This is a genomic window from Streptomyces sp. NBRC 109706, assembly GCF_000974485.1.
Taxonomy (GTDB): Bacteria; Actinomycetota; Actinomycetes; order Streptomycetales; family Streptomycetaceae; genus Streptomyces.
Map to the genome: position 1 here is coordinate 229155 of NZ_BBOM01000008.1, position 26557 is coordinate 255711.

The 26557-nt window shown below is 72.2% G+C and carries 21 protein-coding genes; 14 read left to right on the forward strand and 7 right to left on the reverse strand.

From position 1 onward, the window contains the following. Positions 1-21 precede the first annotated feature (21 nt). The gene (locus AOM46_RS18195) at positions 22-1473 is read left to right on the forward strand and encodes a glycine hydroxymethyltransferase (protein ID WP_062213178.1); all 1452 of its coding nucleotides are present in this window, start codon (positions 22-24) and stop codon (positions 1471-1473) included. Then, entirely contained in the window at positions 1470-2177 is a 708-nt protein-coding gene (locus AOM46_RS18200; RefSeq protein ID WP_370592744.1) for an endonuclease V, read from the forward strand. The genes AOM46_RS18195 and AOM46_RS18200 overlap by 4 nt, the downstream gene beginning before the upstream one ends. 36 nt (positions 2178-2213) lie before the next feature. Here AOM46_RS18200 and AOM46_RS18205 read toward each other — a convergent pair whose 3' ends face one another. Beyond that, positions 2214-3263 carry an aminotransferase class V-fold PLP-dependent enzyme gene (locus AOM46_RS18205; protein WP_062213181.1) on the reverse strand — a complete coding sequence of 350 codons (1050 nt, stop codon included), beginning with the start codon at positions 3261-3263 and terminating at the stop codon, positions 2214-2216. A 225-nt stretch (positions 3264-3488) separates the two neighbouring features. Here AOM46_RS18205 and AOM46_RS18210 point away from each other — a divergent pair, with 225 nt between their 5' ends. From AOM46_RS18210 to AOM46_RS18220, 3 genes are all read left to right on the forward strand, one after another. Then, positions 3489-5783, forward strand: a complete 2295-nt coding sequence (locus AOM46_RS18210) for a bifunctional serine/threonine-protein kinase/ABC transporter substrate-binding protein (RefSeq protein ID WP_062213184.1) — start codon at positions 3489-3491, stop codon at positions 5781-5783. Between the two features lie 345 nt (positions 5784-6128). Further along, complete coding sequence (locus AOM46_RS18215) at positions 6129-7271, forward strand: serine hydrolase domain-containing protein (protein WP_062213739.1); 1143 nt, start codon at positions 6129-6131, stop codon at positions 7269-7271. Between the two features lie 81 nt (positions 7272-7352). Further along, positions 7353-7748: a MerR family transcriptional regulator gene (locus AOM46_RS18220; RefSeq protein WP_062213187.1), complete on the forward strand. Its 396-nt coding sequence runs from the start codon at positions 7353-7355 to the stop codon at positions 7746-7748. Positions 7749-8001: 253 nt separating this feature from the next. Here AOM46_RS18220 and AOM46_RS18225 read toward each other — a convergent pair whose 3' ends face one another. Next, complete coding sequence (locus AOM46_RS18225; protein ID WP_062213189.1) at positions 8002-9180, reverse strand: macrolide family glycosyltransferase; 1179 nt, start codon at positions 9178-9180, stop codon at positions 8002-8004. Positions 9181-9634: 454 nt separating this feature from the next. Between AOM46_RS18225 and AOM46_RS18230 the strand changes: the two genes are divergently transcribed. The 4 genes from AOM46_RS18230 (at position 9635) to AOM46_RS18245 (ending at position 14381) form a co-directional block, all read left to right on the forward strand. Then, positions 9635-10699 carry a DUF1996 domain-containing protein gene (locus AOM46_RS18230; protein ID WP_062213192.1) on the forward strand — a complete coding sequence of 355 codons (1065 nt, stop codon included), beginning with the start codon at positions 9635-9637 and terminating at the stop codon, positions 10697-10699. A gap of 203 nt (positions 10700-10902) precedes the next feature. Then, on the forward strand, positions 10903-12744 hold the full coding sequence (locus AOM46_RS18235) for a hypothetical protein (protein WP_062213195.1): 1842 nt from the start codon (positions 10903-10905) through the stop codon (positions 12742-12744). 303 nt (positions 12745-13047) lie between these two features. Then, positions 13048-13884, forward strand: coding sequence for a putative protein N(5)-glutamine methyltransferase (locus AOM46_RS18240; protein WP_078856941.1), 837 nt, complete (start codon positions 13048-13050; stop codon positions 13882-13884). 74 nt (positions 13885-13958) lie between these two features. Then, positions 13959-14381: an HIT family protein gene (locus tag AOM46_RS18245; protein WP_062213198.1), complete on the forward strand. Its 423-nt coding sequence runs from the start codon at positions 13959-13961 to the stop codon at positions 14379-14381. 13 nt (positions 14382-14394) lie between these two features. Here the strand turns inward: AOM46_RS18245 and galE are convergent, their stop codons facing one another. From galE to AOM46_RS18265, 4 genes are all read right to left on the reverse strand, one after another. Beyond that, positions 14395-15429 carry a UDP-glucose 4-epimerase GalE gene (gene galE / locus AOM46_RS18250; RefSeq protein WP_199824001.1) on the reverse strand — a complete coding sequence of 345 codons (1035 nt, stop codon included), beginning with the start codon at positions 15427-15429 and terminating at the stop codon, positions 14395-14397. Between the two features lie 95 nt (positions 15430-15524). Further along, complete coding sequence (locus AOM46_RS18255) at positions 15525-17345, reverse strand: discoidin domain-containing protein (RefSeq protein ID WP_370592736.1); 1821 nt, start codon at positions 17343-17345, stop codon at positions 15525-15527. Between the two features lie 161 nt (positions 17346-17506). Then, positions 17507-18568: a LacI family DNA-binding transcriptional regulator gene (locus tag AOM46_RS18260; protein ID WP_062213205.1), complete on the reverse strand. Its 1062-nt coding sequence runs from the start codon at positions 18566-18568 to the stop codon at positions 17507-17509. 104 nt (positions 18569-18672) lie between these two features. Then, the gene (locus tag AOM46_RS18265) at positions 18673-19572 is read right to left on the reverse strand and encodes a LysR family transcriptional regulator (RefSeq protein ID WP_062213208.1); all 900 of its coding nucleotides are present in this window, start codon (positions 19570-19572) and stop codon (positions 18673-18675) included. Between the two features lie 98 nt (positions 19573-19670). Between AOM46_RS18265 and AOM46_RS18270 the strand changes: the two genes are divergently transcribed. From AOM46_RS18270 to AOM46_RS18285, 4 genes are all read left to right on the forward strand, one after another. Further along, the gene (locus AOM46_RS18270) at positions 19671-20084 is read left to right on the forward strand and encodes a RidA family protein (RefSeq protein ID WP_062213211.1); all 414 of its coding nucleotides are present in this window, start codon (positions 19671-19673) and stop codon (positions 20082-20084) included. Then, on the forward strand, positions 20081-20998 hold the full coding sequence (locus tag AOM46_RS18275) for an NAD(P)-dependent oxidoreductase (RefSeq protein WP_067226340.1): 918 nt from the start codon (positions 20081-20083) through the stop codon (positions 20996-20998). The genes AOM46_RS18270 and AOM46_RS18275 overlap by 4 nt, the downstream gene beginning before the upstream one ends. A 68-nt stretch (positions 20999-21066) precedes the next feature. Continuing rightward, positions 21067-22293 carry an ROK family transcriptional regulator gene (locus AOM46_RS18280; RefSeq protein ID WP_062213214.1) on the forward strand — a complete coding sequence of 409 codons (1227 nt, stop codon included), beginning with the start codon at positions 21067-21069 and terminating at the stop codon, positions 22291-22293. A gap of 107 nt (positions 22294-22400) precedes the next feature. After that, on the forward strand, positions 22401-23024 hold the full coding sequence (locus AOM46_RS18285) for a dihydrofolate reductase family protein (protein WP_062213216.1): 624 nt from the start codon (positions 22401-22403) through the stop codon (positions 23022-23024). A 139-nt stretch (positions 23025-23163) separates the two neighbouring features. On the opposite strand, the gene AOM46_RS18290 is transcribed toward AOM46_RS18285, so the two are convergent. After that, positions 23164-23586, reverse strand: a complete 423-nt coding sequence (locus tag AOM46_RS18290) for an ATP-binding protein (protein ID WP_062213218.1) — start codon at positions 23584-23586, stop codon at positions 23164-23166. A gap of 419 nt (positions 23587-24005) precedes the next feature. On the opposite strand from AOM46_RS18290, the gene AOM46_RS18295 reads away from it, so the two are divergent. Further along, the gene (locus tag AOM46_RS18295; protein ID WP_062213745.1) at positions 24006-26441 is read left to right on the forward strand and encodes a Tex family protein; all 2436 of its coding nucleotides are present in this window, start codon (positions 24006-24008) and stop codon (positions 26439-26441) included. Positions 26442-26557 lie beyond the last annotated feature (116 nt).

Here is a 26557-nt window from a genome sequence, read left to right on the forward strand (position 1 = left end):
GTCTGGTCAAGGAGGCCCTGAGTGTCCGCGGAGAGTCCGTCCCGCACCACCGAGTCCATCGCGTTCCGGTCCAACATCGACGTCGTTCGTGCCGTCGAGCCCCGGATCGCCGACGCCATCGGCGCCGAGATCGAGGATCAGCGCGCCTCGCTCAAGCTGATCGCCAGCGAGAACTACGCGTCCCCCGCCGTGCTGGCGGCCATGGGCAACTGGTTCAGCGACAAGTACGCCGAAGGCACCATCGGCCGCCGTTTCTACGCCGGCTGTCGCAATGTCGACACCGTCGAGGCTATCGCCGCCGAGCACGCCCGTGAGCTGTTCGGCGCCCAACACGCCTATGTCCAGCCGCACTCCGGCATCGACGCCAACCTCGTCGCGTTCTGGGCCGTCCTCGCCCAGCGGGTCGAGCTGCCCGCGCTGGAGCAGGCCGGCGTCCGGCAGGTCAACGATCTGACGGAGGAGGACTGGGAGAAGCTGCGCAAGTCGCTCGGCGAGCAGCGGATGCTGGGCATGTCGCTGGACGCCGGCGGCCATCTCACCCACGGCTTCCGCCCCAATATCTCCGGCAAGATGTTCCACCAGCGCAGCTACGGCACGGACCCGGAGACCGGGCTGCTGGACTACGACGCGGTGCGCGCCGCCGCGCGTGAGTTCCGTCCGCTGATCCTGATCGCCGGCTACTCCGCCTACCCGCGCCGGGTCAACTTCCGCATCATGCGGGAGATCGCCGACGAGGTCGGCGCCACGCTGATGGTCGACATGGCGCACTTCGCCGGTCTGGTCGCCGGCAAGGTCCTCACCGGCGACTTCGACCCGGTGCCGCACGCACAGATCGTCACCACCACCACCCACAAGTCGCTGCGCGGCCCGCGCGGCGGGATGGTGCTCTGCGACGACTCGCTCGCCGACCAGGTCGACCGGGGTTGCCCGATGGTGCTGGGCGGTCCGCTGCCGCATGTGATGGCCGCCAAGGCCGTCGCGCTCGCCGAGGCCAGGCAGCCCGAGTTCCAGGACTACGCCCAGCGGGTGGTGGAGAACGCGCAGGCGCTGGCCGAGGGCCTGGTGCGGCGCGGCGCCCGACTGGTCACCGGCGGCACCGACAACCACCTCGCGCTGCTGGACGTCTCCGGCTACGGCCTCACCGGCCGGCAGGCCGAGGGCGCCCTGCTGGACGCCGGCATTGTCACCAACCGCAACGCCATCCCGCGTGACCCCAACGGCGCCTGGTACACCTCCGGTATCCGCCTCGGCACCCCGGCGCTCACCACCCGTGGTCTCACCACGGACGGGATGGACGAGGTCGCCGAGCTGATCGACAGCGTGCTGCGCCGCACCACCCCGGGGACGGCCAAGAGCGGCAAGCCCTCCAAGGCCACCTATGTGCTCGCCGAAGGCGTCGCCAAGGAGGTCGCCGGCCGCGCCGCCGATCTGCTGGCCGGGCACCCGCTCTACCCGGAGATCGATCTGGGCTGAGCGCGCGTCCGCAGCCCGTCGTGATACCGCCGCGCGTGGTCCGTTCGCACACCACGCCGACCACCGAGGCCGAGGCCGTCGCCATCCAGCGACGGCTCCGGTCCCTGGCCGTCTACGACTCCTCGGGCCCCGGGCCCGGGGAGCCGGGCACGGTGGTCGGCGTCGACGTCGCCTACGACGACGCGCGGAACCTGGTCGCGGCGGCGGCCGTGGCCCTGCACGCGATCACCCTGGAGGTCGTCGAACGGGCCACGGCGGTGGGCCCGGTGGCATTCCCCTGTGTCCCCGGGCTGCTGGCCTTCCGCGAGCTGCCGGCCGTGCTCGACGCCCTCGGCCGGCTGCGCCGCGCCCCCGACCTGGTGGTCTGCGACGGCTACGGGCTGGCTCATCCGCGCCTCCCCCAGACTTCGTCCGGGAGGTGCCCCCAGCCGACCATCGGCGTCGCCAAGAACCCGTTCACCTTCGCGCACACCCAACCCCCGCCGCACCGGGGCGCGTTCACGCCGCTGCTCGACGGGGACGAGGAGGTGGGCCGGGCGCTGCGCACCAGGGACGGCGTCAAACCGGTCTATGTCTCGCCGGGACACCGCACCACGCTGGACGATGCCTGCGCCCACACCCTGCATCTGACCAGGGGCGTTCGGCTCCCGGAGACCACCCGCGCGGCCGACCGGCTCTGCCGCGAGGCGCTTGCCGCGGCCTGACCGCGCGGCCTGCCGGCGGCTCAAGCGGCGGTCGGCTCAGCCGGCGTCGCGCAACGCGGCCAGCGCCGCGTCCACCTCGTCCTCCGTGTTGTAGAAGTGGAACGCGAACCGCAGCCGCCCCGCGCGCCTGGTCACCCGCACCCCGGCGGCGGCCAACGCCTCGGCGGCGCCCGGCGTCTCGGGCACGGCCACGATCGGTGAGCCCTCGAAACCGGCCGGCCGGCCCCACTCCGCAAGTTCGGCCCGGAACCGGGCGGCCAGCGCCAGATCGTGGTCGCCGATGGCCCCCTGCCCCAGCCGCGCCACCAACGCCAGCGAACGGGCCGCGCCCACATAGGGGAGGAACGCCGGGCTGGTGTCGAACCGTCGTGCGTCGGGGGCCAGTTCCTCGACCACACCGAGCACGCTGCTCGCCGGATCGACGGCTGCCGCCCAACTGGGGGAGAGCGGCACCAGCGGGCCGCCGCCCGGCGGAACCGTCAGAAAGGATGCCCCGCGCGGGCATAGCAACCACTTGAACGCCCCGCACACCGTGTAGTCGAACTCGCCCGCGTCCAGCGGCAGCCAGCCGGTGGACTGGGTGGTGTCCACCAGCGTCGCCGCCCCGTGCCGTCCGGCGGCCTCGGCGATCGCCGCCAGTTCCGCGGGCGCGCCGTCCGCCGACTGGATCGAGGAGACCGCGACCAGCCCCGTACCCGGGCCGACCGCCTCGGCGAGTCCGGCCAGCGGCACCTGCCGCAGCCGCAGCCCGGGCCGGAACGCGAACGGGGTGACCAGCGAGCTGAACTCGCCCTCGGCGCAGAGCACTTCGGTGCCCGCCGGCAACGACTGGGCGATCAACCCGACATGCGCGGAGACCGAACTGCCGACCGTCACTCGATCGGGTGGCAGATCCACCAGACCGGCGAACGTCCGCCGCGCCGCCTCCACCGCGCCGAAGTACCCCGGCTGGTCCAGCCGACCGCACGCCATGCCGTCCACTGCCGCCCGCAGCGCGGCGGCGGCGTCGGCCGGCAGCAGTCCATGGGAGGCGGTGTCCAGATAGCCGGGGTCGGCCGGGTACTCGGCCTTCGTCAAGGAGTTCATGCCAGCAGTCTTGACCGGCGCACCCGCCGGCACGCGCGAAGGCACCCGTTACCCCCGATCACGCCGGATTTCACCCCGAAAGCGCGAACACTCCCGGTGGTGGCCGGGGCACGCTAAGGTGCAGAGGACGAGGAACCGGGGAGGGACGGTGCGTCGACACAGGCACGTGGGGGACGCCGGCGCGTTGCGGGGCGTGGCCACGCCGACGGGGAAGAGCTTTACGTCATGCGGGAGTTGACGGCGGACGATCCGCGCCGCATCGGGGGCTATCTGCTGTTACGCCGGCTGGGCGAGGGCCGCAGCGGCGTGGTCTATCTGGCCCGTTCGCTCGGCGGCGATCCCGTCGCGCTCAAGGTGATCCGCCCGGCCTACGCTTCCGATCCGGCGTTCCGCGCCCGGTTCGAGGCGGATGTGGCCACCGCCCGCCATGTCCGCGCCCGCCGGCTGGTCACGGTGGCCGCCGCCGACACCGCCGGCGGCACGGTCTGGGCCGCGTATCCCTATGTCGCCGGCCCCACCCTGACGGAGGCCGTCGCCGCCCACGGCCCGCTGCCGCCGCGCACCGTCGCCGCCCTGGGCGCGCTGCTCGCCGAGGCGCTGCACGCGGTGCATCTGGGCGGCCTGACGCATCGTGATCTGCGGCCGGGGCATGTGCAGTTGACGCTCGACGGGCCACGGCTCACCGGCTTCGGCGGTTCCGGCACCCGGATAGGGCCCCCCGGCTATCTCTCGCCCGAACAGGCCGTCGGCGGCCCCGCCTCGCTCGGCCCGCCGAGCGATGTCTTCGCCCTCGGCTGTCTGCTGACGCTGGCCGCCACCGGCCGGGGCCCGTTCGGCGACGGCACCCCGCGCGAGCTGTTGCGGCGTGCGGCCTACGAGCCGGCCGATCTCGCTGATGTGCCGCGCGGGCTGCTGGAGGTCGTCCAGGCATGTCTGCACAAGGACCCGCGTCCCCGCCCCTCGGCCGCCGACCTCCGCCGCGAGCTGGCCGCGCCCACCGGCGCCGGCTGGCTGCCGGGCCGGCTGGCCCGGGAGGTCGCCGCCCGCTATGCGGCGCCGTTGCCGCGCCCCGCCTCCCATGAGCCGTTCGCCGCCGGCGAGCCGCCCGACGGCGGCTTCCCCCGGCTGCCGACCGGCTCCTCGGGCGACCACCACCCAGCCGAACGCCTCCCGGCCGATCACTTACCGAACGAAAGCCTCTCGCCCGGGAGCCTCCTGAACGATCGCCCGCCGGTCGGGCAACCTCCCGGCGGCGCCTTACCGTTGGGGGCCTCCGCCGTCCCCGGTCCGCCGGATCCGGCGGACCGCCCACCCGCCGGGGAGGCGTCGCCCGGCCGCCGCCGCACCCTGCGGTTGCTCGGCGGCGCGGGGGCGCTGGCGGCGGTCGGCTGGGGCGCGGGGCTGCTGATCCGGCACCAGCGCGCCGACGGCCCGTCGGCGGCCGCCGGCGCCACCACGTACACCATCGGACTGCACGCCGACCTCAGCGGCGAGCACGCCTCGTTCGGCAACGGTCAGCAGCGCGGCCTCAACATGGCCGTCGACGAGCTGAACCGGATGGGCAATCTGCCCTTCACCCTGGCCGTCCGGACGCTCGACGACGCCGGCGACGGCGAGCTGGCCGCAGGCGTGGCCCGCGAGTTGGCGGACGATCCCCGGGTGGTGGCGGTGATCGGCCCCACCCATGAGGAGGTGCTGCCGGCCGTCGCCGAGATCTATGGCGAGGCCGAACTCCCGCTGCTGGCCCTCTCGGTGAGCAGCCTGGTGGATCGCGAGACCTGCCCCACCCTGCTGCACGCCAGGCCGAGCACCGCGCTGGCCGGGTTGGCGGTGGGCGACTTCCTGCTGGGGCGCGGCGCCGCCCGGGTCGCCCTGCTCGACGATCTCTCCGCCGGCGACTACAGCGGCCAGACCACCCGGGTCGTCAACGGCACCATGGACCGCGAGCGGTTCGAGCTGTACCCGCGCCAACTGGACGCCGAACAGGTCGACTTCACCGCGCTCGCCGACGAACTCCTGGCGGACGAGGTGGACGCCGTGGTCTGGTGCGGCTACGCGGACGGCGCGGGCCGGCTGGCCCGGGCGTTACGGGACGCGGGCTTCGACGGCGTCGGGCTCGCGACCGAACGGGCCATCGGCGCACCGTACTTCCGCCATACCGGCCAGCCCCCCGACGACTGGTTCTTCCTCGCCACCTACACCGACCCGCGCCGCGATCCACGCGCCCGGGACTTCGGCCGCGCCCACCGCGAACGCTTCGGCTGGGATCCGGACCCCTACGCCGCCGAGGGCTATGACGCGGCCCGGATGCTGGTCGGCGCCATGCGGAGCGCGGTGGAGCGGAACGACACGCTGAACCGCGCCGATCTCTTCGCCCGGCTGAGAGCCAGCCAGTACCGGGGCGTGGCCAGGGATCTGGCCTTCGACTCCGTGGGCGACTACGCCGGCGGCGGCCCCCTCGCCTACCTCTACCAGGCCCACCTCGGCGAACTCCGCTTCCAGGGAGCCCTTTCCCACTGATGGCCCGGCCGGGAAGATGGCCGAATGCCGAACGCACCCCGGGAACTGCACCATGACCGCGAGCGGGCCGGCTCCTTCGGCGCCATCGCCGAGCGGTACGACCGCTACCGTCCGAACTACCCCCGCGAACTGGTCGACGATCTCGCCGCGTTGCGGCCGGCGCGGGTTCTGGACGTCGACGGCGCTGGACGAGACGGTCAGCGCCGCCGACCGGACGGCCGGGGCCGAAACCCCCTCGCGGCTGACCACACTCGTCCGTATGGTGGCCCGGTTGATCATCCTGTGACGCGGGGGGTGCCCCCGTGGCGCGGGCGGAACCACCGGCTTGTGGGAGGGCGAACGGCGATGGACGAACGGAACGGATGGGTGGACGAAGGCTGGGGGCCGGTCGCCGATGTCTTCGCCCGGAACTTCGCCGACTTCGACGAACTCGGCGCGGCCGTCACGGTGTTCGTCGACGGACGCAAGACCGTCGAGCTGTGGGACGGCATCGCCGACCGCCGCACCGGGCGGGCCTGGACCGGGGACACCGCCGTTCCCGTCTTCTCCTGCGCCAAGGGTCTGGTGAGCCTCTGCGCACATCTCCTCGCCCAGCGCGGCCGGCTCGATCTGGACGCGCCGGTGAGCCGCTACTGGCCGGAATTCGCCCAGGCCGGCAAGGAGTCCATCACCTGCCGCATGGTCCTGGCCCACCGGGCGGGCCTGCCAGCCCTGGACGCCTCGCCCGACTTCGACCGGATCGCCGCCTGGGCCCCGGTGGTCCGGGCCATCGAGGAGCAGCGACCCCTCTGGGAGCCCGATACCGCCTACGAGTACCACGGCCATGTTTTCGGCTTTCTGATCGGCGAGGTCATCCGCCGGATCACCGGCGACACCCCGGGTGTCTTCTTCCGCCGCGCGATCGGGGACCCGTTGGGCCTGCGGGCCTGGATCGGGCTGCCGCCCGAGGAGTGGGACGCCCGCGCCCGCCTTGTCGAGGCCGAGGGGCGCCCCCCGATGCCCGGCCCCGAGCATCTGCTCACCCGCATCGTGACGATGAACGGCGCGCTGGTCTTCCCCGGCCTCGACGAGCCGCACGGCTGGAACGATCCGGCACTGCTGGCCATGGAGTTGCCCGGCGCGGGCGCCACCGCCTCGGCGACCGGCCTCGCCGGTGTCTACGCGGCGGCCGTCTCCGGCATCGGCGACGGGGAGCGGCTGCTCAGCAGGGACACCGTGACGGACGCCGTCCGCGAGGTCTCCGCCGGGAAGGGCTGGCTGGGCTTTGACTCCGGGGCCCGCTGGGGCTCCGGCTATCTGCTGAACTCCTCCTTCCGGCCGATGTTGAGCGAACGGAGCTTCGGCAACGACGGCGCCGGCGGCCAGTTCGCCTTCGGCGACGACACCCACGGGGTGGGCTTCGCCTATGTGGCCAACCGCATGGTCGGCCACGGCGACGCCCGCGCGACCCGGCTGGTCGCAGCGGTCCGCTCCTGCCTGAACGCCTGAGCGTTCGCCGACGCTAAACTCCGACATCGGTGTCAGAGTCAGGTCGCGCGGCGCGCATCGCACACGGAGGGGACGGCCGGCATGCGGATGAAGGAGATGGTCCGGCGCACGGGGGTCCATGAGCGGCTGCTCCGCTATTACGAACAGCAGGGCTTGCTGGCACCGGAACGACTGCCGAGCGGCTATCGCGTCTATCGGGAGCCGGACGTCGAGAAGGTGCGCCGCATCCGCTGTCTGCTGGCCGCCGGACTCAACACCTCCCTGATCGCCGAGGTGTTGCCCTGTATCCGCTCCGACGACGGCGACCGCCTGGTGCCCGTCTGCTCGGACCTGGGCACCAGGCTGCGCGAGGAGAGCGACCGCATCACCCGCACCATCGAGGAGCTGCGAACCTCCCGCACCCTCCTCGACTCCGTGATCGCCGCCGCACCCCCACCGCCGGCCGACGGCGAGGCGCCGAGCCGCCACCCGGGGTGACGATCGCCCGGGGGCACGCAGCCGGGCACGAACTCAGGCGGACGAAACGACCGAAGGATCTCTCGCCGACCCCCGCGCGAGTCCGTGGGCCGGCCATCAGCGTGGAACGCAATGGAACTCATAGGAGCATTGCACTCCCCACGCCGTGAACCTGGTGTAAACGGACCCATCGGCCGCAACCCCGGCCGATGGGACACGTCAGGCCAGGGCCGGCACGCGCGCCAACCCGCGCGCGCCGGCCCTGGCCGTCCGGTCAGTCCAGCAGCCGCTCGACCAGATCGGCCGCCCGTGGGGTGCCGCCCTCGGCCAGGGCCCGGGCGCGCAGCTCGGCCGAGCGTCGGGCGACCCCGGGGTCGCCCGACAGCGCGAGCAGTGCCTCGCGCAGCCGGTCCACCGTGGCCTCCTCGGTGTCCAGCCGGCGGGCCACGCCCAGCTCGACCAGTCGGTCGGCGTTGGCGAACTGCTCGGCGGCCTGCGGGACGGCGATCATCGGGACCCCCGTGAACAGCCCCTCGCCGCTGCCGCCCATCCCCGCATGGGTGACAAACGCGTCGGCCTGCTCCAGGACGCGCAACTGCGGTACCCAGGAATGGACTTCGACATTGCCCGGGATCGGCCCCAGCTCCTCGGGGGCGATGTACTTGCCGATCCCGAGCACCACATGCCAGCCCGGCAGGTCACCGAAGGCGGCGAGGCACCGCCGATAGAACTCCGGCTGGCGGGTGAAGGCCGAGCCAAGCGAGATCAGCAGCACCCGTTCCGCGTCGGCCGGGCGACGCCAGTCCCCGTCGGCGGAACGGTCGCCGAAGCAGGGGCCGACAAAGGTGATCACCCGCTCGTCCACCCGGTCCAGGTTCGGCTGCATGGCGCTGGGCACCAGGGCCAACGCCCGGGGCGGCCGGCCGGAGAACGCGTCCATGTCCGTGGTGGTCGCGCCGGCCTCGACGAGCCAGTCGGTGAACCTGGCGCGGTAGGCGTCCGCGCCCGGCAGCCGCCAGAGCTGGGCGGCGACCTCCTCCTCGTAGCCCCGCCAGGCCACATAGGTCGGCGACAGCTGGAGCAGTCGCCGACCCTGGGTCTCGGCGAGCACCCGCGCGCCATAGGCGCCGATGTCGTACAGATAGAGATCGGCGGGATCGGGGTCATAGGCCGCCCGCAACTGGGGCAGCGCCTGGATCGCGTCGTCCAGGAAGACGCCCATCGCCTCGATCGGATCCTCCGGCCAGCGGTTGTCGGCCACCGGAAGCGTGGACCGGACGGGTACCAAGCCGGCGCCGGTGGACTTCACCAGCTCCGCGACGGCCGGATCGTTGGCGTAGGTCACGCGGTGGCCCCGGTCCACCAGCTCGCGGATGACCGCGAGGCTGGGCAGCACATGGCTGACGGCGGGGACACCGATCATCGCGATATGGGCAGGGTGGCGGCGTGCCATGGGACATCACTCATCTCGGGGCAGATCACGGCAGGTTGGCGGTGGGGTGCGCGAACGAGCGCCCGCGGCCGCCTCGGGCGGGGGGCGTGCTCAACGGTTCGCGCGACGGGGCGGGGCACAGGCTCTGGCCCCGGCCGGTCGGCCGTGAATCAGCCGTAGATCTGGAAGTGCATCCGTCGACTATAGCCCCGTGACCGATCCGGCCGACCCGATCGGCGCACCTCGGAAACGTTTCCCGACGCCCGCGCCAGGATTCAACGCCCGCCCCGGCGTCCGCGTCAGCGCCCATCCCGCCGTGAACCCGCCGCGCCCCGCCCGGTTCGCCCGCCCCGTCGGTTCCGGGAAAGTTCCGGTTCTTCCTGTCCGTTCACCGAGCATTGACACGTTCTCATCATCGACGCAACACTGCCGATGGGAGAGCGCTCTCCCGTTACCAAGCGACTCGGAGGTCCGCATGGTACGTAGAACCACCCTGATGTCCGGCACAATCGCGGCGGCAGCGCTCGCGCTCGTCGCGGCGGGGTTGGGCACCATGGGAGCCGCAGCCGCACCGGCCGGGGAAGCCGCCCCGGAGTCGGTCGCGGTCGACCACTCCAACCACCAGACCCACCAGCAGATGATGATGGCGGCGCCGCCCGGTGAGTGGATCCCGGTGGACGAGCCGGTCGAGGGCATCGAGCCCAACCCCGACGCGCCCTTCCGTGAACACCGGGAGTTCCAGGCGAACTGTTCGGTGACCCACACCGGCGACAACGACCCCATCGTCTTCCCGGGGATGCCCGGCGCCTCGCACAACCACTCGTTCATGGGCAACGACACCACCGACGCGTACAGCGACGAGGAGTCGTTGAACGAGGGGACGAGCAGCTGCGCTGTTCCGGCAGACCTGTCGGCGTACTGGATGCCGACCATGTACAACGGTGACGAGGAGATCCGCCCGCGCGGGCCCCAGGTCATCTACTACAAGTCCGGTGTCAGGGACCACACCTCGGTGCGTGCCTTCCCCACCGGCCTGCGCTATGTCGTCGGCAACCCGATGCAGACCGCCGAGGAGTTCGGCAACCACCCCGGCTACGTCAAGGGCTGGGAGTGCGGCGACGACTACGAGAACGTGGAGTTCCCGACGAACTGCCCGGCGGGCTCCCAGCTGAACGTGCGCTACCAGGCGCCGAGTTGCTGGGACGGACGGCATCTGGACTCGCCCAACCACCAGGACCACATGGCCTACACGGTGGTGGAGAACAACCAGAACGTCTGCCCGGACAGCCACCCGGTGGCCGTGCCGATGATCGAGTTCAAGATGGCGTTCCCGGTGGACGGTGACACCTCACAGGTGCGGTTGGCCAGTGGCCCGGCCTACTCGTTCCACTACGACTTCTTCAACAACTGGGACGAGGCCACGCTCGAAGCGATGGTGTCCCACTGCATCAACCAGGGCCTCCAGTGCGACACCCGGGGCTACGACCAGTTCAACCCCGAGTACGGAGCCGCCCTCACCGAGGACCACGTGCTTCCCTGACCCCCAACGGGCCTGAGGCCAGGCCCCTGACCTTCCCTTCGATGGCCGACCCGGCAGCGGGCCGGGTCGGCTGAACCCCCCACGAGAGCGCTCTCCGTCCCCTCTCCGTCACCATTCTCCCTAATTCCCCCAGTTCTCCCAATTCTCCCCAGCCCCCCACCAGCAGCCCGGCCGGCGACGGCCGGGAGGAACAAGGAGATCCCGTGCCATCCCCCCAGTCATCCGACGCCCCCAAGCACCGTCGCCCCAACGGGCTGACCCGGCGGGCCACCCTGGCCGGACTGGCCGCCACGGTGGTCACCTCAGCCGCCGCGACCCATGCGCTGGCCAACGGCTCCTCCACGCCCCAGGGCCCGGCCAGGCGTCCCGCCACTCTCGCCGCCGGCACCCCCATCACCCAGGCCGACCCCGTCCTCGGCCCGAACGTCACGGTGTTCGACCCCTCGATGTCCATCGGGGACATCCAGGCCACCCTGAACGCCGCGTTCCAGCAGCAGGAGACCGCCCAGTTCGGCTCCGGCCGGTTCGCGTTCCTCTTCAAGCCCGGCAACTACCAGGACCTCGACGTCAACATCGGCTACTACACCCATGTGGCGGGCCTCGGGCAGTCGCCCGACGACGTCAACATCACCGGGTGGGTCCGCGTCGAGGCCGACTGGTTCGACGGCAACGCCACCCACAACTTCTGGCGCTCCGCCGAGAACCTGTCCGTCACCCCCTGGGACGGTTACAACCGTTACGCCGTCTCCCAGGCCGCGCCCATCCGCCGGGTGCACATCCGTGGCGAGATGCCGCTGTGGAACGGCTACGACGGCTGGGCCAGCGGTGGCTTCATGGCCGACTCCAAGGTGGACCGGGTCGTCTCCGGCTCCCAGCAGCAGTGGCTGACCCGCAACAGCGAGCTGGGCGAATGGGCCGGCTCGGTGTGGAACATGGTCTTTGTCGGCGTGGACGGCGCCCCGCCGCACCACTTCCCCAACCCCTCGCACACCGTCGTGGACAGCGCGCCGAAGGTCAAGGAGAAGCCGTACCTCTACCTGGACGGCTCCGACTACGCCGTCTTCGTGCCCGCGATCCGCACCGACGCCAGGGGCACCAGCTGGAGCAACGGCCCGACGCCCGGCACCTCCATCCCGCTGAGCGAGTTCCATGTCGCCCAGGAGGGCGACGACGCCGCCAGCATCAACGCCGCGCTGGCCGCCGGCAAGCACCTGCTGATCACCCCGGGGATCTACCACATCACCGAGACCATCGAGGTCAACAACCCCAACACCATCGTGCTCGGCATCGGCCTGGCCACCCTGATCCCCGAGGGCGGCATCAACGCCGTCAAGATCGCGGACGTGGACGGTGTGCAGGTCGCCGGCATCCTGATCGACGCGGGCCCCGGCGGCTCGGAGACCCTGCTGGAGGTCGGCGACGAGGGCTCCACGACCCGCCACCAGGACAACCCCATCCATCTGCACGACGTGTTCGCCCGGATCGGCGGCGCCGGCGCCGGCAGCGCGGACCGCAGCGTGGTGGTGCACAGCCACGACACCCTGATCGACCATGTCTGGCTGTGGCGCGGCGACCACGGCGAGGGCGTCGGCTGGGACGTCAACCCGGCCCTCAACGGACTGGTCATCAACGGCGACGACGTGACCGGCTACGGCCTCTTCGTCGAGCACTACCAGGAACACCAGGTCATCTGGAACGGCGACAACGGGCGCACCTACTTCTACCAGTGCGAGCTGCCCTACGACCCGCCGAACCAGGCCGCCTGGATGAACGGCGACGAACTCGGCTGGACCGCCTATGTGGTGGCCGACAACGTCACCAACCACACCGCCTACGGCCTCGGCGTCTACAGCCTGATGCTGGAGGACGCGACCATCACCACCGAACGGGCGATCTCCACCCCGGAGGGCGGCGGGATCGACTTCACCAGCATGGTGATCGTCTCCCTCGGCCAGCTCGGGATCATCAACCACGTCATCAACGACCTGGGTGGCCCGGCCGGCCCCGGGCTCAACGACGGCATCTTCTACCTGCCGAGCAACTGAGCCGGGACACCGAGCTGGGATCGGATCCGGTGCCGATCCCAACCGCCGCTGCCGCGAGCCTGGGCGGGCTCGCGGCAGCGGCATTCCCCTCCTGCCGAGCGGCGGCCAGCCGGCGCGGTTCGGTTAGGATGGCGCGCGTGATCGCCCGCACGCCGTAGCGCGTGCCGGTGGAGGAACGATGGACGAAGGAGGTGAGCCCGATCACCGTCAGGTCAGCTCGGCCGCTCCCCTTCCGGGGTTCCGGAGCCGTCACGCCATAGGCGACGGGGCCCGGGGGAGCGCCCTGTGCGTGAGAGGCCCCGCATGCTCCCTTCCGTCAGTACCACTCACCCCACCACTCCCGTCCCTGTCTCGTCCGCGGCCGCGCCGTCCCCGCCCGGGATCGTCGACCGGCTGCGGGCCGCCGGCTGTGTCTTCGCCGAGGACGAGGCGGCCCTGTTGGTCGCCGAGGCCGGGGACGATCCGGCCGCACTCGACACCCTGGTGACCCGCCGCGAAGCCGGCCTGCCCCTGGAACACGTCCTGGGCTGGGCCGAGTTCCACGGCCTGCGCGTGGTGGTGCGGCCCGGCGTCTTCGTGCCGCGCCGGCGCACCGAGTTCCTGGTGCGCCAGGCCCTCGCGCTGGCCCCGCGCGCGGCCGTGGTCGTCGACCTGTGCTGCGGCTCGGGCGCGGTCGGCGCCGCGCTGCTCGCGGCGCTGCCCGACGTCGAGTTGCACGCCGCCGATCTGGACGCCCGCGCCGTGCGCTGTGCCCGCGCCAATCTGGGCCCGGCCGGCCGGGTCTACCGGGGCGATCTCTACCAACCGCTGCCGGCCCGGCTGCGCGGCCGAGTCGACGTTCTGGTGGCCAACGCGCCCTATGTCCCCTCGGCCGCCGTCCCGCTGCTGCCCGCCGAGGCACGGTCGCACGAGCCGCTCACCGCGCTCGACGGCGGCTCGGACGGCCTCGCCGTGCTCCGCCGGGTGATCGCCGACGCCCCCGACTGGCTTGCCCCCGGCGGGAGTCTGCTGGTGGAGACCGGCCGACGGCAGCGCGCCGAGGTGGCCGCGACCATGGCGGCACACGGTCTGACCCCCCGGGTGGCCATCTGCGACGACTGGGAGGCGACGGTCCTGACCGGCCGCCGCCCCACCGGCTGAGCCCCCGCCAACACCCCCTGGGCCCACCGCTATTCGGGTGCGGTCCAGGGGGAGTGCCGGCTAGGGTCGCCCGGGTGAACGAGCAGCCCTGCGTGTTCTGCGCCATCGTGCGCGGCGAGGCCGAGGCCAGTGTGGTGTACCAGGACGGGACGGTGCTGGCGCTGATGGACCTGCAACCCGTCACCCCAGGACACCTGTTGGTGATCCCCCGGGCCCATGTCGTCGGCCTGGCCGACCTGGACACGGCCACCGGCACGGCGATCTGGCGGCGCGCCCACCAACTGGCGGGCGCGCTGAGGCGATCCGGGCTCCGCTGCGAGGGCGTCAACTTCTTCCTGGCCGACGGCGAGGCCGCGTTCCAGGAGGTCTTCCATCTCCATCTGCATGTCTTCCCCCGGTTCGCCGGCGATCCGTTCCGGATCTCGGCGGACTGGCGGGCGCGTCCCCGCGCCGAACTGGACGCCAACGCCGCGCTGATCAGGGCGGTTTCGGACTAGAACGCGATGTGCCCTAGCCCCGGTCGTCCTCGCCCAGTGTCCGGGCCCGCACCGCGGCCCAGTCGAGTGCGTGGCCGATGCCGTCGGTCAGGGAGAACTCCGCGCGCCAGCCCAGCAGTTGGTGGGCCCGGTCGGTGCGGGTATAGGCGCCGACCACATCGCCGGGACGGCGTGGTGCCTCCACCGCGCCGATCGGACGGCCCGTCACCTCCCGGTAGGCGGCCAGCAGTTCGCGCACGGTGGTGCCACGTCCGGTGCCCAGGTTGATCGCGGTCGCGGTGGTCCCGTCCCGGAACAGCCCGTCGAAGGAGCGCAGCGCCGCCAGATGGGCGGTGGCCAGATCCCAGACATGGATGTAGTCCCGGATGCCGGAGCCGTCGCGGGTGGGGTAGTCCGTGCCCGTGATCCGGAACGGGACCCCGTCCTGGTCGGCAAGGATCAGCTGACCCAACGCATGGCTGGGCCGGGGGAGTTGAAGGCCGGTGCGGAGCCGGGGATCGGCGCCGACCGGGTTGAAGTAGCGCAGCGACAACACCCGCAGCCGGGTGCCGGCCGCGATATCGGCGAACATCCCCTCGCAGACCACCTTGGTGCGGGCATAGGGGCTGACCGGGGCGAGCGGGGAGTCCTCGTCGACGGTGAGGTCGTCGCCGGCCCGGTAGATGGAGGCGGAGGAGCTGAAGACCAACCGGTGGCAGCCGTTGCGCAGCAGATGGCCCACGAAGTCCAGGCTCTTGGCGACATTGGCCCGGTAGTACCCCAGTGGATCGGCCACCGAGTCGGGCACCACGATCAGCGCCGCGCAGTGGATGACGGCCCCGATGTCGGGATGCTCGGCGAAGACCCGGTCCACCAGGGCGCCGTCCGCGATATCGCCCTCGTAGAACGTCCGGCCGGTCGTGAACTCCCGCCGTCCGGTCGTCAGGTTGTCCAGCAGCACCGGTGCGATCCCGGCGTCCAGACAGGCCGACGCGATCGTGCTCCCGATAAAGCCGGCCCCGCCAGCGATCAGCACCTTCACCGCGATGTCCCTTTCCGTTGTCCGCATCCCCGGTCCGTTCGAAACCCTAGCCGGACGGCGGAACGGCCCCGGCATGGAGCGCCGGGGCCGTTCCTGGGGAGGAAAGACGGTTCAGTCGGGCCTCAGGAGGAGTACACCCCGAACTCGAAGAGCGAGTAGGCCCAGCCGGTGCCCCGTTCGGTGCCCAGCATCCGGACGTAGCGCCCGGAGGCGTCCACGTCCACGGTCTCGACCCCGCCGACGCCGGCGGTCTCGGCGTGGATCGTGCTCCAGTCCTGGCCGTTCTCCGAGACCTGGACCTCGTAGGCCCGGGCGAAGGAGGTCTCCCAGTGGAGCTGGACGGTGTCGATCGAGGTGGTGGAGCCCAGGTCGACGACCAGCCACTGCGGGTCCGCCCACTCGCTGGCCCAACGGGTGGTCGGGTCGCCGTCCGTGGCGTGCTCGGGGAGGTGCGGCGCGCCGTCCCCGTATTCCTGGAAGGTGGAGGCGGTGGTGGGGGCGCCCAGCGCGACGTTGGTGCCGTCGACCGGCGGGGCGACGACCCGCACCGAGGCGGTGTCGATGCCCAGGTGGCCCTGGCCGTCCCTGGCCGCCAGGTACACCTTCCACACGCCCGGACGGGTGGGCGCGGTGACGGTGAAGCTGCCGTCGCCGTTCGCGGAGAACTCGGCGGTCTCCAACGCGCCGCCCTCGTCGATGTACTTGCTGTTGAGCAGCACCTCGTAGTCGATCGCGTCGCCGTCCGGGTCGTTGACGGAGGCGCTCACGGTGAACTCGCCGCCGGCCGGGACGGAGGTGGCGTCGCCGTCGACCCCGAAGTCGGTGATCACCGGCGGGGTGTTGGAAGGCGCCTCGCCGCCGAACAGCTCGGAGACGGCGTAGTAGGACAGCCGCTTGTCGCCACCGGGCAGCAGGTTGAACCACACGCCGCCGAAGTCGTACTCCAGGCCGTAGTGGAAGAGCGTGGCGCCCAGGGCGACACCCTCGTGGTCCATCAGGCAGTCCCAGGCGGCCTGGTAGCCCTCGGCCTTGGCGACATCGGTGGGCTCCAGCGGAACGCCGTTGATGTCGTCGTCGACCTCCCACTCACCGGCGGGACCGCCCTCGGTGAGGATGTAGGGGCGGTCGTAGCCCTCGTCGATCCAGGTCTGCTGGATGTCGCAGACCGCGTCGTAGGAGTTGATCTGGAACAGGTCCAGGTCGGGCGAGTACGCGTCGTAGTACTCCCAGGCGCCGGTCCAGGCGTCGGTGGAGGTCACCGGGTGGTTGGAGTCCAGCGCCTTGATCTCCAGCGCGGCGATGTTGATGAACTCCGCGTAGGCGATCCGCTGGGCCTCCAGCTCCGCGCCCTCGTAGCAGTTCTGCAGGCCGAGCACGGACTCGTTGCCGACGCTCCACATCAGCACGGCGGGGTGGTCCTTGTAGGCGTCCACCCAGATGTTCATGGCTTCGAGCTGTTCGCCCTTGTAGTCCCAGTCGTTGACGTAGTCCACACAGCCACCGCTGCCGGGACCACCGCCGGGCTGGAGCCAGAAGCCGGCGATCACCCGGATGCCGTTGGCGGCGGCGGCGTCGAACAGCGGCTCGCTGCTCGCGTCGGTGCCCCAGGTACGGGTGGTGTTGACGCCCATGGAGGCCAGGTCCGGCATGTAGTTGGCGGCCTGGTCGGCCGGCGGGCCCCAGGTCAGACCCTCGACGGTGTAGGGCGCACCGTCCACGGTCAGTTCCCAGCTGCCGTTTCCGCCGGTCACCTCGACCACGCTGGCGGCGGTGAGGCCGACATCGGATCCGGCTTCCCCGGCGTCCGATGGGGAGGCGGTCGCGGTCTGGTTCGCCACCGTGAAGACACCGCCGAGCAGGGCCAGCACGGCACCGACGACCGCGACGGGCCGTCCTCGACGGGACCTTGACGTCCGCTTCGACGTCTCTTTCCTGTGCAGCACAACTTCTCCTTAGCGCGGGGGTGGCCGTGGCACTCGTCCGGGTGCGCGGAACGACCGAAAGGGAGGGAGAGCGCTCTCCCGAAAGAGACTGGCCCCCGCGCCGAGGTGTGTCAACGCCCGTGCAAGGTTCCGGATCGAGAAGTCCCGACCTCGCCGACGGCTCAGGCGGACTGCCGCACGACCAGGGTCGGCTCGAAGATCACCGAGGTCAGACGGCGGTCGGGCTGGTCCACCCGGTCCAGAAGGAGCCGCGTCATCTCGGCGGCCATCTCCTCGATCGGCTGCCGCACCGTGGTCAGCGCGGGACGGCTGGACACGGCGGCGCTGCTGTCGTCGAAGCCGACCACCGCCACGTCCCTCGGCACCCGGCGGCCGTGCTCGCGCAGCACGTGCAACGCCCCCTGGGCCATCAGGTCGTTGGCCGCGAACAGGCCGTCGATCCCCGGCTGCTCGGCCAGCAGCTTGGTCATCGCCTGCTCGCCGCTCTCCTGCGTAAAGTTGCCCTCCACGGTGGGGACATAGGGGTGCCCGTGACGGGCCATCGCATCCCGGAATCCGGCCAGTCGGTCCTGACTGGCCAACACGTCGAGGGGGCCGGTGATGCTGGCGATGTGCTGACACCCCTTCGCCACCAGATGGTCGGCGGCCAGCCGCCCGCCGTCCCGGTGTGCGACGTCCACATAGCTGATCGGGATGGGCTTGGGGGGTCTGGCGAAGAGCACACAGGGCAGCCCGGCGCCGACCAGCAGCTCGGGCAGCGGGTCCTGGGCGTGGATGGAGACCAGCAACGCGCCGTCGGCGTGCCCCTGGCGCAGATAGCTGACCACCTGTCTCCTGGCGTCCGTCGAGTCCGCGAGCATCAGCACCGGGTGCATGCTCCGGCGGCGCAGGAAGCCGACCACTCCGGTGGTGATCCGGCCGAAGAACGGGTCGGCCAACAGCTGGCCCCGGAACGGCGCTTCGGGGCCCTCGTCCGCCGGCTCGTCCTCGCCGGCGCCGGAGACCACCAGCGCCACCGAGCCGGCACGCTTGGTGACCAGCGAACGCGCGGCGCGGTTGGGGACATAGCCGGTGGTCGCGATCGCCTGGCGGACCACGTCCTGGATGCTGGGGTCGACGTTGCGAATGCCGTTGATCACGCGGGAGACCGTGGCCCGGGAGACGCCCGCCTCCCGAGCCACGTCCTCCAGCGTCGGGGACCCCTTGGCCGGACGATCGCTCATGGTGGCCTTTATAACACACTCAGAGAGCGCTCTCCCAGCGTTCTCCCGGCGCTCCCAAGGGGGGTGGGGCCGGCAGTTCCGCCGGCCGCCGGGACGGTGCCGCCTCAGGTGCGGTCGCCCGTCCTCGCGGCCCTGGTCAGCGCGCGGACGAAGGGGTCCGTCGGCGCCCCCGACGATGCCGCCCGCCGGCCGGTCGCGGCATACACGCTGCGCTGCGGGGGATCGACGAGCGGCCGGACCACCACATCGGGGCGGAGCGCAGGGACGAGCAGCCGGGGCGCCAGCATCACGCCGTGTCCCTCGGCGACAAACGCCTGCTTGCCGAGCCAGCCGCCGCACTCGATGTCGATGCGCGGGGCGAACCCCGCCCGGGCGCAGGCCATGGCGAGGGCGGAGGCGGCGCCCTCGTAGTCCTCCACCCAGGTCTCCTCGGCCAGTTCGGCGAGCGGCACGATCTCCCGGGCCGCCGCCGGATGGTCCCCGGGCAGGACACAGACGAGCGGATCGTCCAGCAGATGCGTCACGCCGAGGTCGGCGTGCGCGGGCAGCCCCGGCGGATAGCTCGTGACCACCGCGCAGTCCAGCTCACCGTCGAGGAGCCGGGGAAGCAGCCGGGGCGTGACATCCTCGCTGAACGTCACCCGCACCAGGGGCACTTCGGCGGTGAACGCGGTCAGCGCCCGGGGCAGGAGCGACGCCACCGCGCTGGGCACGGAGCCGATCCGCAGGCTGGAGACGGGCTGCTCGCGGGAGGCGCGGACATCGCGTTCCGCCTGGTCGACGCGCTGGAGGATCGCGGTGGCGTGCGCCAACAGGACCTCGCCCGCCGGGGTCAGCCGCACCCCACGGGCGTGCCGCCGCAGCAGCGGGCTGCCAAGCCGGCTCTCCAGCGAGGCGAGTTGCCGGGAGAGCGCGGACTGGGTGTAGCCGAGCACCCGCGCCGCGGCGGTGATCGAGCCTGTGCGGTGGACCTCCCGGAAGGAACGGAGGGCGGTGATCTCCATGACCGCTCACCCTAGGCCCGTGGCCATGCGCCGTGCGCATGGCTGCCCTGCGGGATATGCGCTGGTGTGATCGGTCGAGGGGTGCGGAGGATGGCGCCATGAGGGAAACGAAGCTCACGCATATCGCCGCCCCGGCGGGCGTCGCCCCTGGTCGGGGCTATACCCAGGTGGTCATCGGGACGGGGCGGCTGGTGGCGCTCTCCGGACAGGTCGCGCTGGACGAACGGGGCGAGGTGGTCGGCGTCGGCGATCCGGCGGCGCAGAGCCGGCAGGTGTTCGACAACCTGCGCCGCTGCCTGACGGCGGCCGGCGCCACGTTCGACGATGTCGTCAAACTCACCTACTACGTCACGGACATCGCCTTTCTGCCGGCCGTGCGCGCCGCACGCGACGCGCAGGTGGACGTCGAACGTCCGCCCGCCAGCACCGCCGTGCAGGTGGCCGCCCTGTTCGACCCCAGGCTGCTGCTTGAGGTGGAGGCGTTCGCGGTGCTCCCCGAGTCGGCGTCGTGAGGCTGGCGGTATGCGGCCTCGGCCGGCTGGGGGCGGCCCTCGCCGAGTCCCTGGCCGCCCACGGCCATGACGTCACGGGTTGGAATCGGACGCCCCGTGAGCTGCCCGGGCTCGGCGCCGCCCGCACGGCGGCGGACGCGGCCCGCGAAGCGGAGGCCGTCGTCGTCGCCGTCTTCGACGGCGGGGCCGCGCGGTCCGTGCTCCTCGGCCCGGCGGGCGTCACGGCCGGCGCCGCGCCCGGCACCCTGGTGATCAATGTGACCACCCTCGCCCCTGACGAGTCCCGTCGGTTGGCGCACGAGGTGCGCGGTGCGGGGCTGCGCTATCTGGAGGCGCCGGTGGCCGGCTCGGTGCCGGCGGTGCGGTCGGGCAGCCTGCGGGTGTTCGTCGGCGGCACGGCGGAGGACGCGCTGGCCGCCGAGCCGGTGCTGCTGCCCTGGTCGCACGCGGGCAGCCGGCGACTCGTGGGTCCGGTGGGCGATGCGTCCGCGCTCAAGCTGGTCGCCAACCTCGCGCTCGGGATCGCGGCGAGCGGGCTGCATGACGCGGTCCGGCTCGGCGCCGGCCTCGGCCTGGCCCGCGAGGACGTGCTCGACGTTCTCCAGAAGGGCGCGTTCGGCCCGCTGGTGGCGGGCAAGCGTCGGCGGCTCTCCTCGGGCTCGGGTGCCTATGACGCGGCGGACTTCACGGTGGCCGCCCTGGCGAAGGACCTGGCCCTTGCGACGGCCGCCGTCGACGAACCGTTGGCCGGCGCGGTGGCGGCGGCCCGCCTGGTCGGGCGGATGGCGGAGCGGGACGGAGACCTGGACATCGCGGCGCTCGGCGGCGCACCGCCCCACATGGCGGCCCGCGCCGAACGGGAGAGCAGGGAAGGGGAAGGGAAAGGGAAAGGGGCCGCCGCCGATGTGACCTGAGTTAAGCGGGAGGCCGAAGTGCACCTCGGCCGGGTCCGCACCGGTAGGTTGACTCAGCGGAGGAACACATGGCTGAGGTGAAGAAACAGACCGTGCGCGACCTGCGGCGCGCCAACCGCGCGTCGCTGCTGCGCCAACTCTATTTTCACGGCCCCCTGAGCCGCCATGAGTTGGGGCAGGCCATCGGTCTCAGCTCCGGCACGGTGAGCAATGTGACCGGCGGCCTGCTCGCCGACGGCCTGCTGGCCGAGGCCGGCTCGGTGGACTCCGACGGCGGGCGGCCCCGCACCCTGCTGCGGGTCGCCCCGGACTGCGGCCGGTTGATCGGCGTCGACGTCGGGGAGACCCGGGTCCGCGTCGAGCTGTTCGATGTCGCCCTGGGCGAGTTGGCCAGGACGGAGTACCCCCTCACCGACGCCGGTCACGATGTGCGGACGGTCGTGCGGCACATCGGCGACGGGGTCGCCGCCGTGCTGACCGCCTCCGGCGTCCCGGCCGACCTGCTGCTCGGGGTCGGCGTCGGGGTGCCGGGAATCGTCGAACACGACCGCACCGTCGGCGCCGTGGTGCACAGCCCGACGGTGGGCTGGGACGCCGTGCCGCTGGAGTCCCTGCTGCGCGAGGCGGTCGATCTGCCGGCCACCGTTCCCTTCCGGGTGGCCAACGGCGCCCGCACCTTCGGGCAGGCCGAGATGTGGTACGGCGCGGGCCGGGGCAGCCAGGACGCGGTGATCGTGCTGTGGGGTTCGGGCGTCGGGGCGTGCATCGTCACCGGAGGCGAACCCTATGGTGGAACGGGCAGCGCCGCCGGGGAGTTCGGCCATGTCACCCTGCGCCTGGCCGGTCGCCGCTGCCGCTGCGGGGCCTCCGGCTGCCTGGAGGCCTATGTGGGGGCGCACGCACTGCTCGAACGGTGGGCCGAGGCCGGCGGCGAGGTGGACGAAACGGATCACGAGGCGGCCCTCGGCGCCCTGTTGGCGGCGGCCGAGGCCGGCGACGAGCGGGCGGCGGGGCTGTTGGCCGAGGCCGCCGAGTACCTGGGCGCCGGGATATCCGATCTGATCAACCTCTTCAACCCCGAACGCATCGTGGTGGGCGGCTGGGCCGGCCTCCTCCTCGGCCCCCGGCTGCTCCCCGAGGTCCGGCGCGCCGCCGACGCCTACGCACTGCCGCACCCGGCGGGCCGCAGCACCATCGAACTCGGCCGACTCGGCCCCGACGCGGTCACGGTGGGCGCGGCGACCCTGCCCCTGGCCGACTTCCTGGCCCGGGGCGGCACCAGGGAGTCGCCTTAGTCGCGTCGGTCGACGAGTGCGAAAACCGGGTGCCCGGGGAGCGATGAGTTCGCCGAGGTTCGCCGGTCTACCTCCCGACGAGACAAGCGAATCAACGGGAGTAGGGCATGGGCCTCATCCACATCGACCTGTTCACCACCCTCGACTTCGTCGGGCAGGCGCCCGGCGGTCCCGAGGAGGACCCGGAGGGCGGCTTCGCGTTCGGCGGCTGGCAGGCGCCCCTGCTGGACGAGGTCGCGGGGGCGCAGGTCGGCGCCGCGTACGAGGACACGGACGCCCTCCTGCTCGGCCGGCGGACCTATGACATCTTCGCCGGCTACTGGCCGCACCAGGAGGGCGGCGAGGACGCCGAGATCGCCGCGCTCTTCAACCGCATCCCGAAGTACGTGGCCTCGCGCGGCAAGCCCGATCTCTCCTGGGCCGGCTCCACGCAGCTCGGCCCCGACCTGGCCGGCGCGGTGCGCGAGCTGCGTGAGCGGCACGAGCATGTGAAGGTCGTCGGAAGCCTGAACCTGGTGCAGACGCTTCTGCGCGAGAAGCTTTTCGACCGCCTCGACCTCTGGGTGCACCCGATCGTGCTGGGCGTCGGGAAGAAGGTCTTCGACGGTGGCGCGGTGCCGACCAACGTCACCCTCCTCGAACCGCCGTTGGCCAGCCCCAAGGGCACGGTGTACCTGCGCTACGGGCTCGCCGATGGCACACCGGAGACGGGGGACATGGACGCGTCCTGACGGCGAACCGCTGCGGGGCGCGTGGCGCGGGCCGCGCGCCCCGGCCGCGCGCTTCCGCTTCAGGGGCGGCTGCTGTCTGCGGGCGTCCTGCCGGCGTCCGCCAGCGTCTACCGGCGTCTACCGGCGTCTACCGAGGTGTTCAGAGGTGTCCGGTGTCGTCGCCGCGCACCGTGACCCAGACGCGCTTGCCGTCCTCGACGGGCTCGAACCCGAGATCGTCCGCCATCTCCCGCAGCAGCCAGAGGCCACGGCCCGCCTCGGCCGTCCAGTCCGGCAGGGTGATCGTGGGCAACACCCCCGACCGGTCCCGCACGGTCACCCGCACCGCGTCCCCGTCCAGCGCCAGCTCCAACCGGCAACGTGGGTCCGGGACATGGCGGGCGACATTGGACAGCAGCTCGGTGACGCCGTGCAGCACCACCTCGGTGACCCGGGGCGGTTGCCCCCATTCGCGCATCGCCAGCGAGGCCAGCCGTCGGAACCGGGCGAGATCCTCCCGCCGGGCGGTCAACAGCCAGCTGTGACCGCGACGTTGGGTGTCTGTTTCCTCGCTGGTAAGCATTGTGAACCCTTCGGTTGCCGCACGGGAGTCAGGGAGTGACTGCGCTGCGTTATGTCTCGCACCCTGCCCCTCTCGCGTGGCAGTCCGCAAAGAATTCAGCTGCACGTGTGCCGTTCATATCACTCGATGGAGTGATGGAGTTGACGGACCCTCAGATTGCTGGCCGGGGCGCTGAGCTGGGGAGGTCAGCCGTGTCACGGCGTGATCCGGCCCGGCCGACCGGCGGCCCCGCCGTCGTCGAGCGTAGTGCGCGGAACGCCCGTACTCCAGGGGGCGCGCGCCGCTCGTCGGCGTTCCGGTACCGGCTTCCCCACGGCGGAAAGCGGCCGGGCCGCGCGTGCCTGACCGCCCGACTGTCGGTGCCTCCTGCCACAATGCACAGCGCGGCGCAGGGCGCGCCGGGGAAGCGGAGCGTGATCGTGAACGAGCCTGTCGCAGGCCGGTCCATCGAGGGCAGGATCGCCGAGGAGCTGGGCGTCCGGGAAGGACAGGTGCGGGCGGCCGTCGAACTGCTCGACGGCGGCTCGACGGTGCCGTTCATCGCCCGCTACCGCAAGGAGGTCACCGGCACCCTGGACGACACCCAGCTGCGCGCCCTGGAGGAACGGCTCCGCTATCTACGGGAGTTGGCCGAACGCCGGGAGGCGATCCTGGAGTCCATCCGCTCCCAGGGCAAGCTGGACGAGGCCCTTGCCGCGCGGATCGACGCCGCCGACACCAAAGCCAGGCTGGAGGACATCTACCTCCCCTACAAGCCCAAGCGGCGCACCAAGGCGGGGATCGCCCGCGAGGCGGGCCTCGAACCGCTGGCGGACGGGCTGCTCGCCGATCCGACGGTGCCGCCGCCGGCCGCCGCCGCGGCCTTTGTCGACGCCGAGCGCGGCGTCGCGGACGCCGACGCGGCCCTCGCCGGCGCCCGCGCCATCCTCACCGAGCGCTTCGGCGAGGACGCCGACCTCCTCGGTGAGCTGCGGGAACGCATGTGGCGCGGCGGGCGGTTGGTGTCCCGGGTCAGGGACGGCAAGGAGGAGGCAGGCGCCAAGTTCGCCGACTACTTCGACTTCGCCGAGCCGTTCGCCGAACTGCCGTCGCACCGGGTGCTGGCCATGTTCCGGGGCGAGAAGGAGGACATCCTTGAGCTGACGCTGGAGCCGGAGGCGGGCGCCGACGACACCGGCCCCTCGGCGTTCGAGCGGGCCATCGCCCACCGCTTCGGCGTGGCCGACCGTGGCCGGCCGGCCGATGCCTGGCTCGCCGAGACGGTCCGCTGGGCCTGGCGCACCCGCATCCTGGTCCACCTCGGCATCGATCTGCGCACCCGGCTGCGTACCGAGGCCGAGGACGAGGCGGTGGCCGTCTTCGCCGCCAATCTCCGGGATCTGCTGCTGGCCGCCCCCGCCGGCACCCGCGCCACCATGGGGCTCGACCCGGGCCTGCGCACCGGCGTCAAGGTCGCCGTCGTCGACGCCACGGGCAAGGTCGCGGCCACCGACACCATCTACCCGCATGCTCCGCAACGCCGTTGGGCGGACGCGTTGGACCGGCTGGCCGCCCTGGTCGCGGAGCACGGCGTCGAGCTGATCGCCATCGGCAACGGCACCGCGTCCCGGGAGACGGACAAGCTGGCGGGCGAGTTGATCGCCAGGGTCGGTGAGTCCCGGCTGACCCGCATGGTGGTCTCCGAGGCCGGCGCCTCGGTGTACTCGGCCTCCGCGTTCGCCGCCCAGGAGCTGCCCGAGCTGGATGTCTCGCTCCGGGGCGCCGTGTCCATCGCCCGCCGTCTCCAGGACCCACTGGCCGAGTTGGTCAAGATCGATCCCAGATCGATCGGTGTCGGTCAGTACCAGCATGACCTCTCCGAGGTGAAGCTCTCCCGCTCGCTGGACGCGGTCGTCGAGGACTGCGTCAACGGCGTGGGCGTGGACGTCAACACGGCGTCGGTGCCGCTGTTGGCCAGGGTCTCCGGCATCGGCGCCACCCTCGCGGAGAACATCGTCACCCACCGTGACACCCATGGGCCGTTCACCGGCCGCAAGGCGCTGAAGCAGGTGCCCAGGCTCGGCCCCAAGGCGTTCGAGCAGTGCGCGGGCTTTCTGCGGGTCCGCGACGGCGACGATCCGCTGGACGCCTCGGCGGTGCACCCGGAGGCGTATCCGGTGGTGCGGCGGATGGTCAAGGCCACGGGCGGCGAGGTCGCCGCGCTGCTGGGCAACGCCTCGGCCCTGCGCGCCCTGCGGCCGGCCGACTTCGTGGACGACACGTTCGGCCTGCCCACCGTCAGCGACATCATCGGGGAGTTGGAGAAGCCGGGGCGGGACCCGCGTCCCGCCTTCCGCACCGCGCGCTTCAAGGAGGGCGTCGAGGCGCTGAAGGACCTGACGCCCGGCATGGTCCTGGAGGGCGTGGTGTCCAACGTCGCCGCGTTCGGCGCCTTTGTCGACGTCGGCGTGCACCAGGACGGGCTGGTCCATGTGTCGGCCATGTCGCGGAAGTTCGTCTCCGATCCGCGCGAGGTCGTCAAGCCGGGGGACATCGTCACGGTGAAGGTGCTGGATGTCGATGTCCCGCGCAAGCGGATCTCGTTGACGTTGCGCCTCGACGACGAGGCCGCCCCGGCGGGCCGCTCCGGCGGCCAGGGCGGCGAGCGCGCCGAGCGCGGCGCGGCCCCCCGGCAGCGGGACCGCAGGGGCGGCGCCCCGCGCGGCGGTGGCCAGCGCGGCGGCGGTGGCGGCGGTGGGCAGCGCGGTGGTGGCGGTGGGGGCCAGCGCAAGGGCGCGGCTCCGCCGGCCAACAGCGCGATGGCGGACGCGCTGCGACGCGCCGGGTTGGTCAACCCCGATCGCGGCGGTCGCTGACAACTTCCTTGCGCGGCGGGAGAGATAGCGGTTTCCCGGGCGGCCGGGGCCAGATGGCCCCGGCCGCCTTCCTTGTGAATTGGCCCGCAGTCGCTTGCCAGACCCACGAGTAACAA

Excerpts from the sequence above, each read along its gene's own strand:
- AOM46_RS18260 (WP_062213205.1), bottom strand. The coding sequence starts at position 18,568 with ATGAGCGATCGTCCGGCCAAGGGGTCCCCGACGCTGGAGGACGTGGCT.
- AOM46_RS18205 (WP_062213181.1), bottom strand. The coding sequence starts at position 3,263 with ATGAACTCCTTGACGAAGGCCGAGTACCCGGCCGACCCCGGCTATCTG.
- AOM46_RS18225 (WP_062213189.1), bottom strand. The coding sequence starts at position 9,180 with ATGGCACGCCGCCACCCTGCCCATATCGCGATGATCGGTGTCCCCGCC.
- AOM46_RS18280 (WP_062213214.1), top strand. The coding sequence starts at position 21,067 with ATGGCTGAGGTGAAGAAACAGACCGTGCGCGACCTGCGGCGCGCCAAC.
- AOM46_RS18265 (WP_062213208.1), bottom strand. The coding sequence starts at position 19,572 with ATGGAGATCACCGCCCTCCGTTCCTTCCGGGAGGTCCACCGCACAGGC.
- AOM46_RS18215 (WP_062213739.1), top strand. The coding sequence starts at position 6,129 with ATGGACGAACGGAACGGATGGGTGGACGAAGGCTGGGGGCCGGTCGCC.
- AOM46_RS18285 (WP_062213216.1), top strand. The coding sequence starts at position 22,401 with ATGGGCCTCATCCACATCGACCTGTTCACCACCCTCGACTTCGTCGGG.
- AOM46_RS18290 (WP_062213218.1), bottom strand. The coding sequence starts at position 23,586 with ATGCTTACCAGCGAGGAAACAGACACCCAACGTCGCGGTCACAGCTGG.
- galE (WP_199824001.1), bottom strand. The coding sequence starts at position 15,429 with ATGCGGACAACGGAAAGGGACATCGCGGTGAAGGTGCTGATCGCTGGC.
- AOM46_RS18220 (WP_062213187.1), top strand. The coding sequence starts at position 7,353 with ATGCGGATGAAGGAGATGGTCCGGCGCACGGGGGTCCATGAGCGGCTG.
- AOM46_RS18240 (WP_078856941.1), top strand. The coding sequence starts at position 13,048 with ATGCTCCCTTCCGTCAGTACCACTCACCCCACCACTCCCGTCCCTGTC.
- AOM46_RS18230 (WP_062213192.1), top strand. The coding sequence starts at position 9,635 with ATGGTACGTAGAACCACCCTGATGTCCGGCACAATCGCGGCGGCAGCG.
- AOM46_RS18270 (WP_062213211.1), top strand. The coding sequence starts at position 19,671 with ATGAGGGAAACGAAGCTCACGCATATCGCCGCCCCGGCGGGCGTCGCC.
- AOM46_RS18210 (WP_062213184.1), top strand. The coding sequence starts at position 3,489 with ATGCGGGAGTTGACGGCGGACGATCCGCGCCGCATCGGGGGCTATCTG.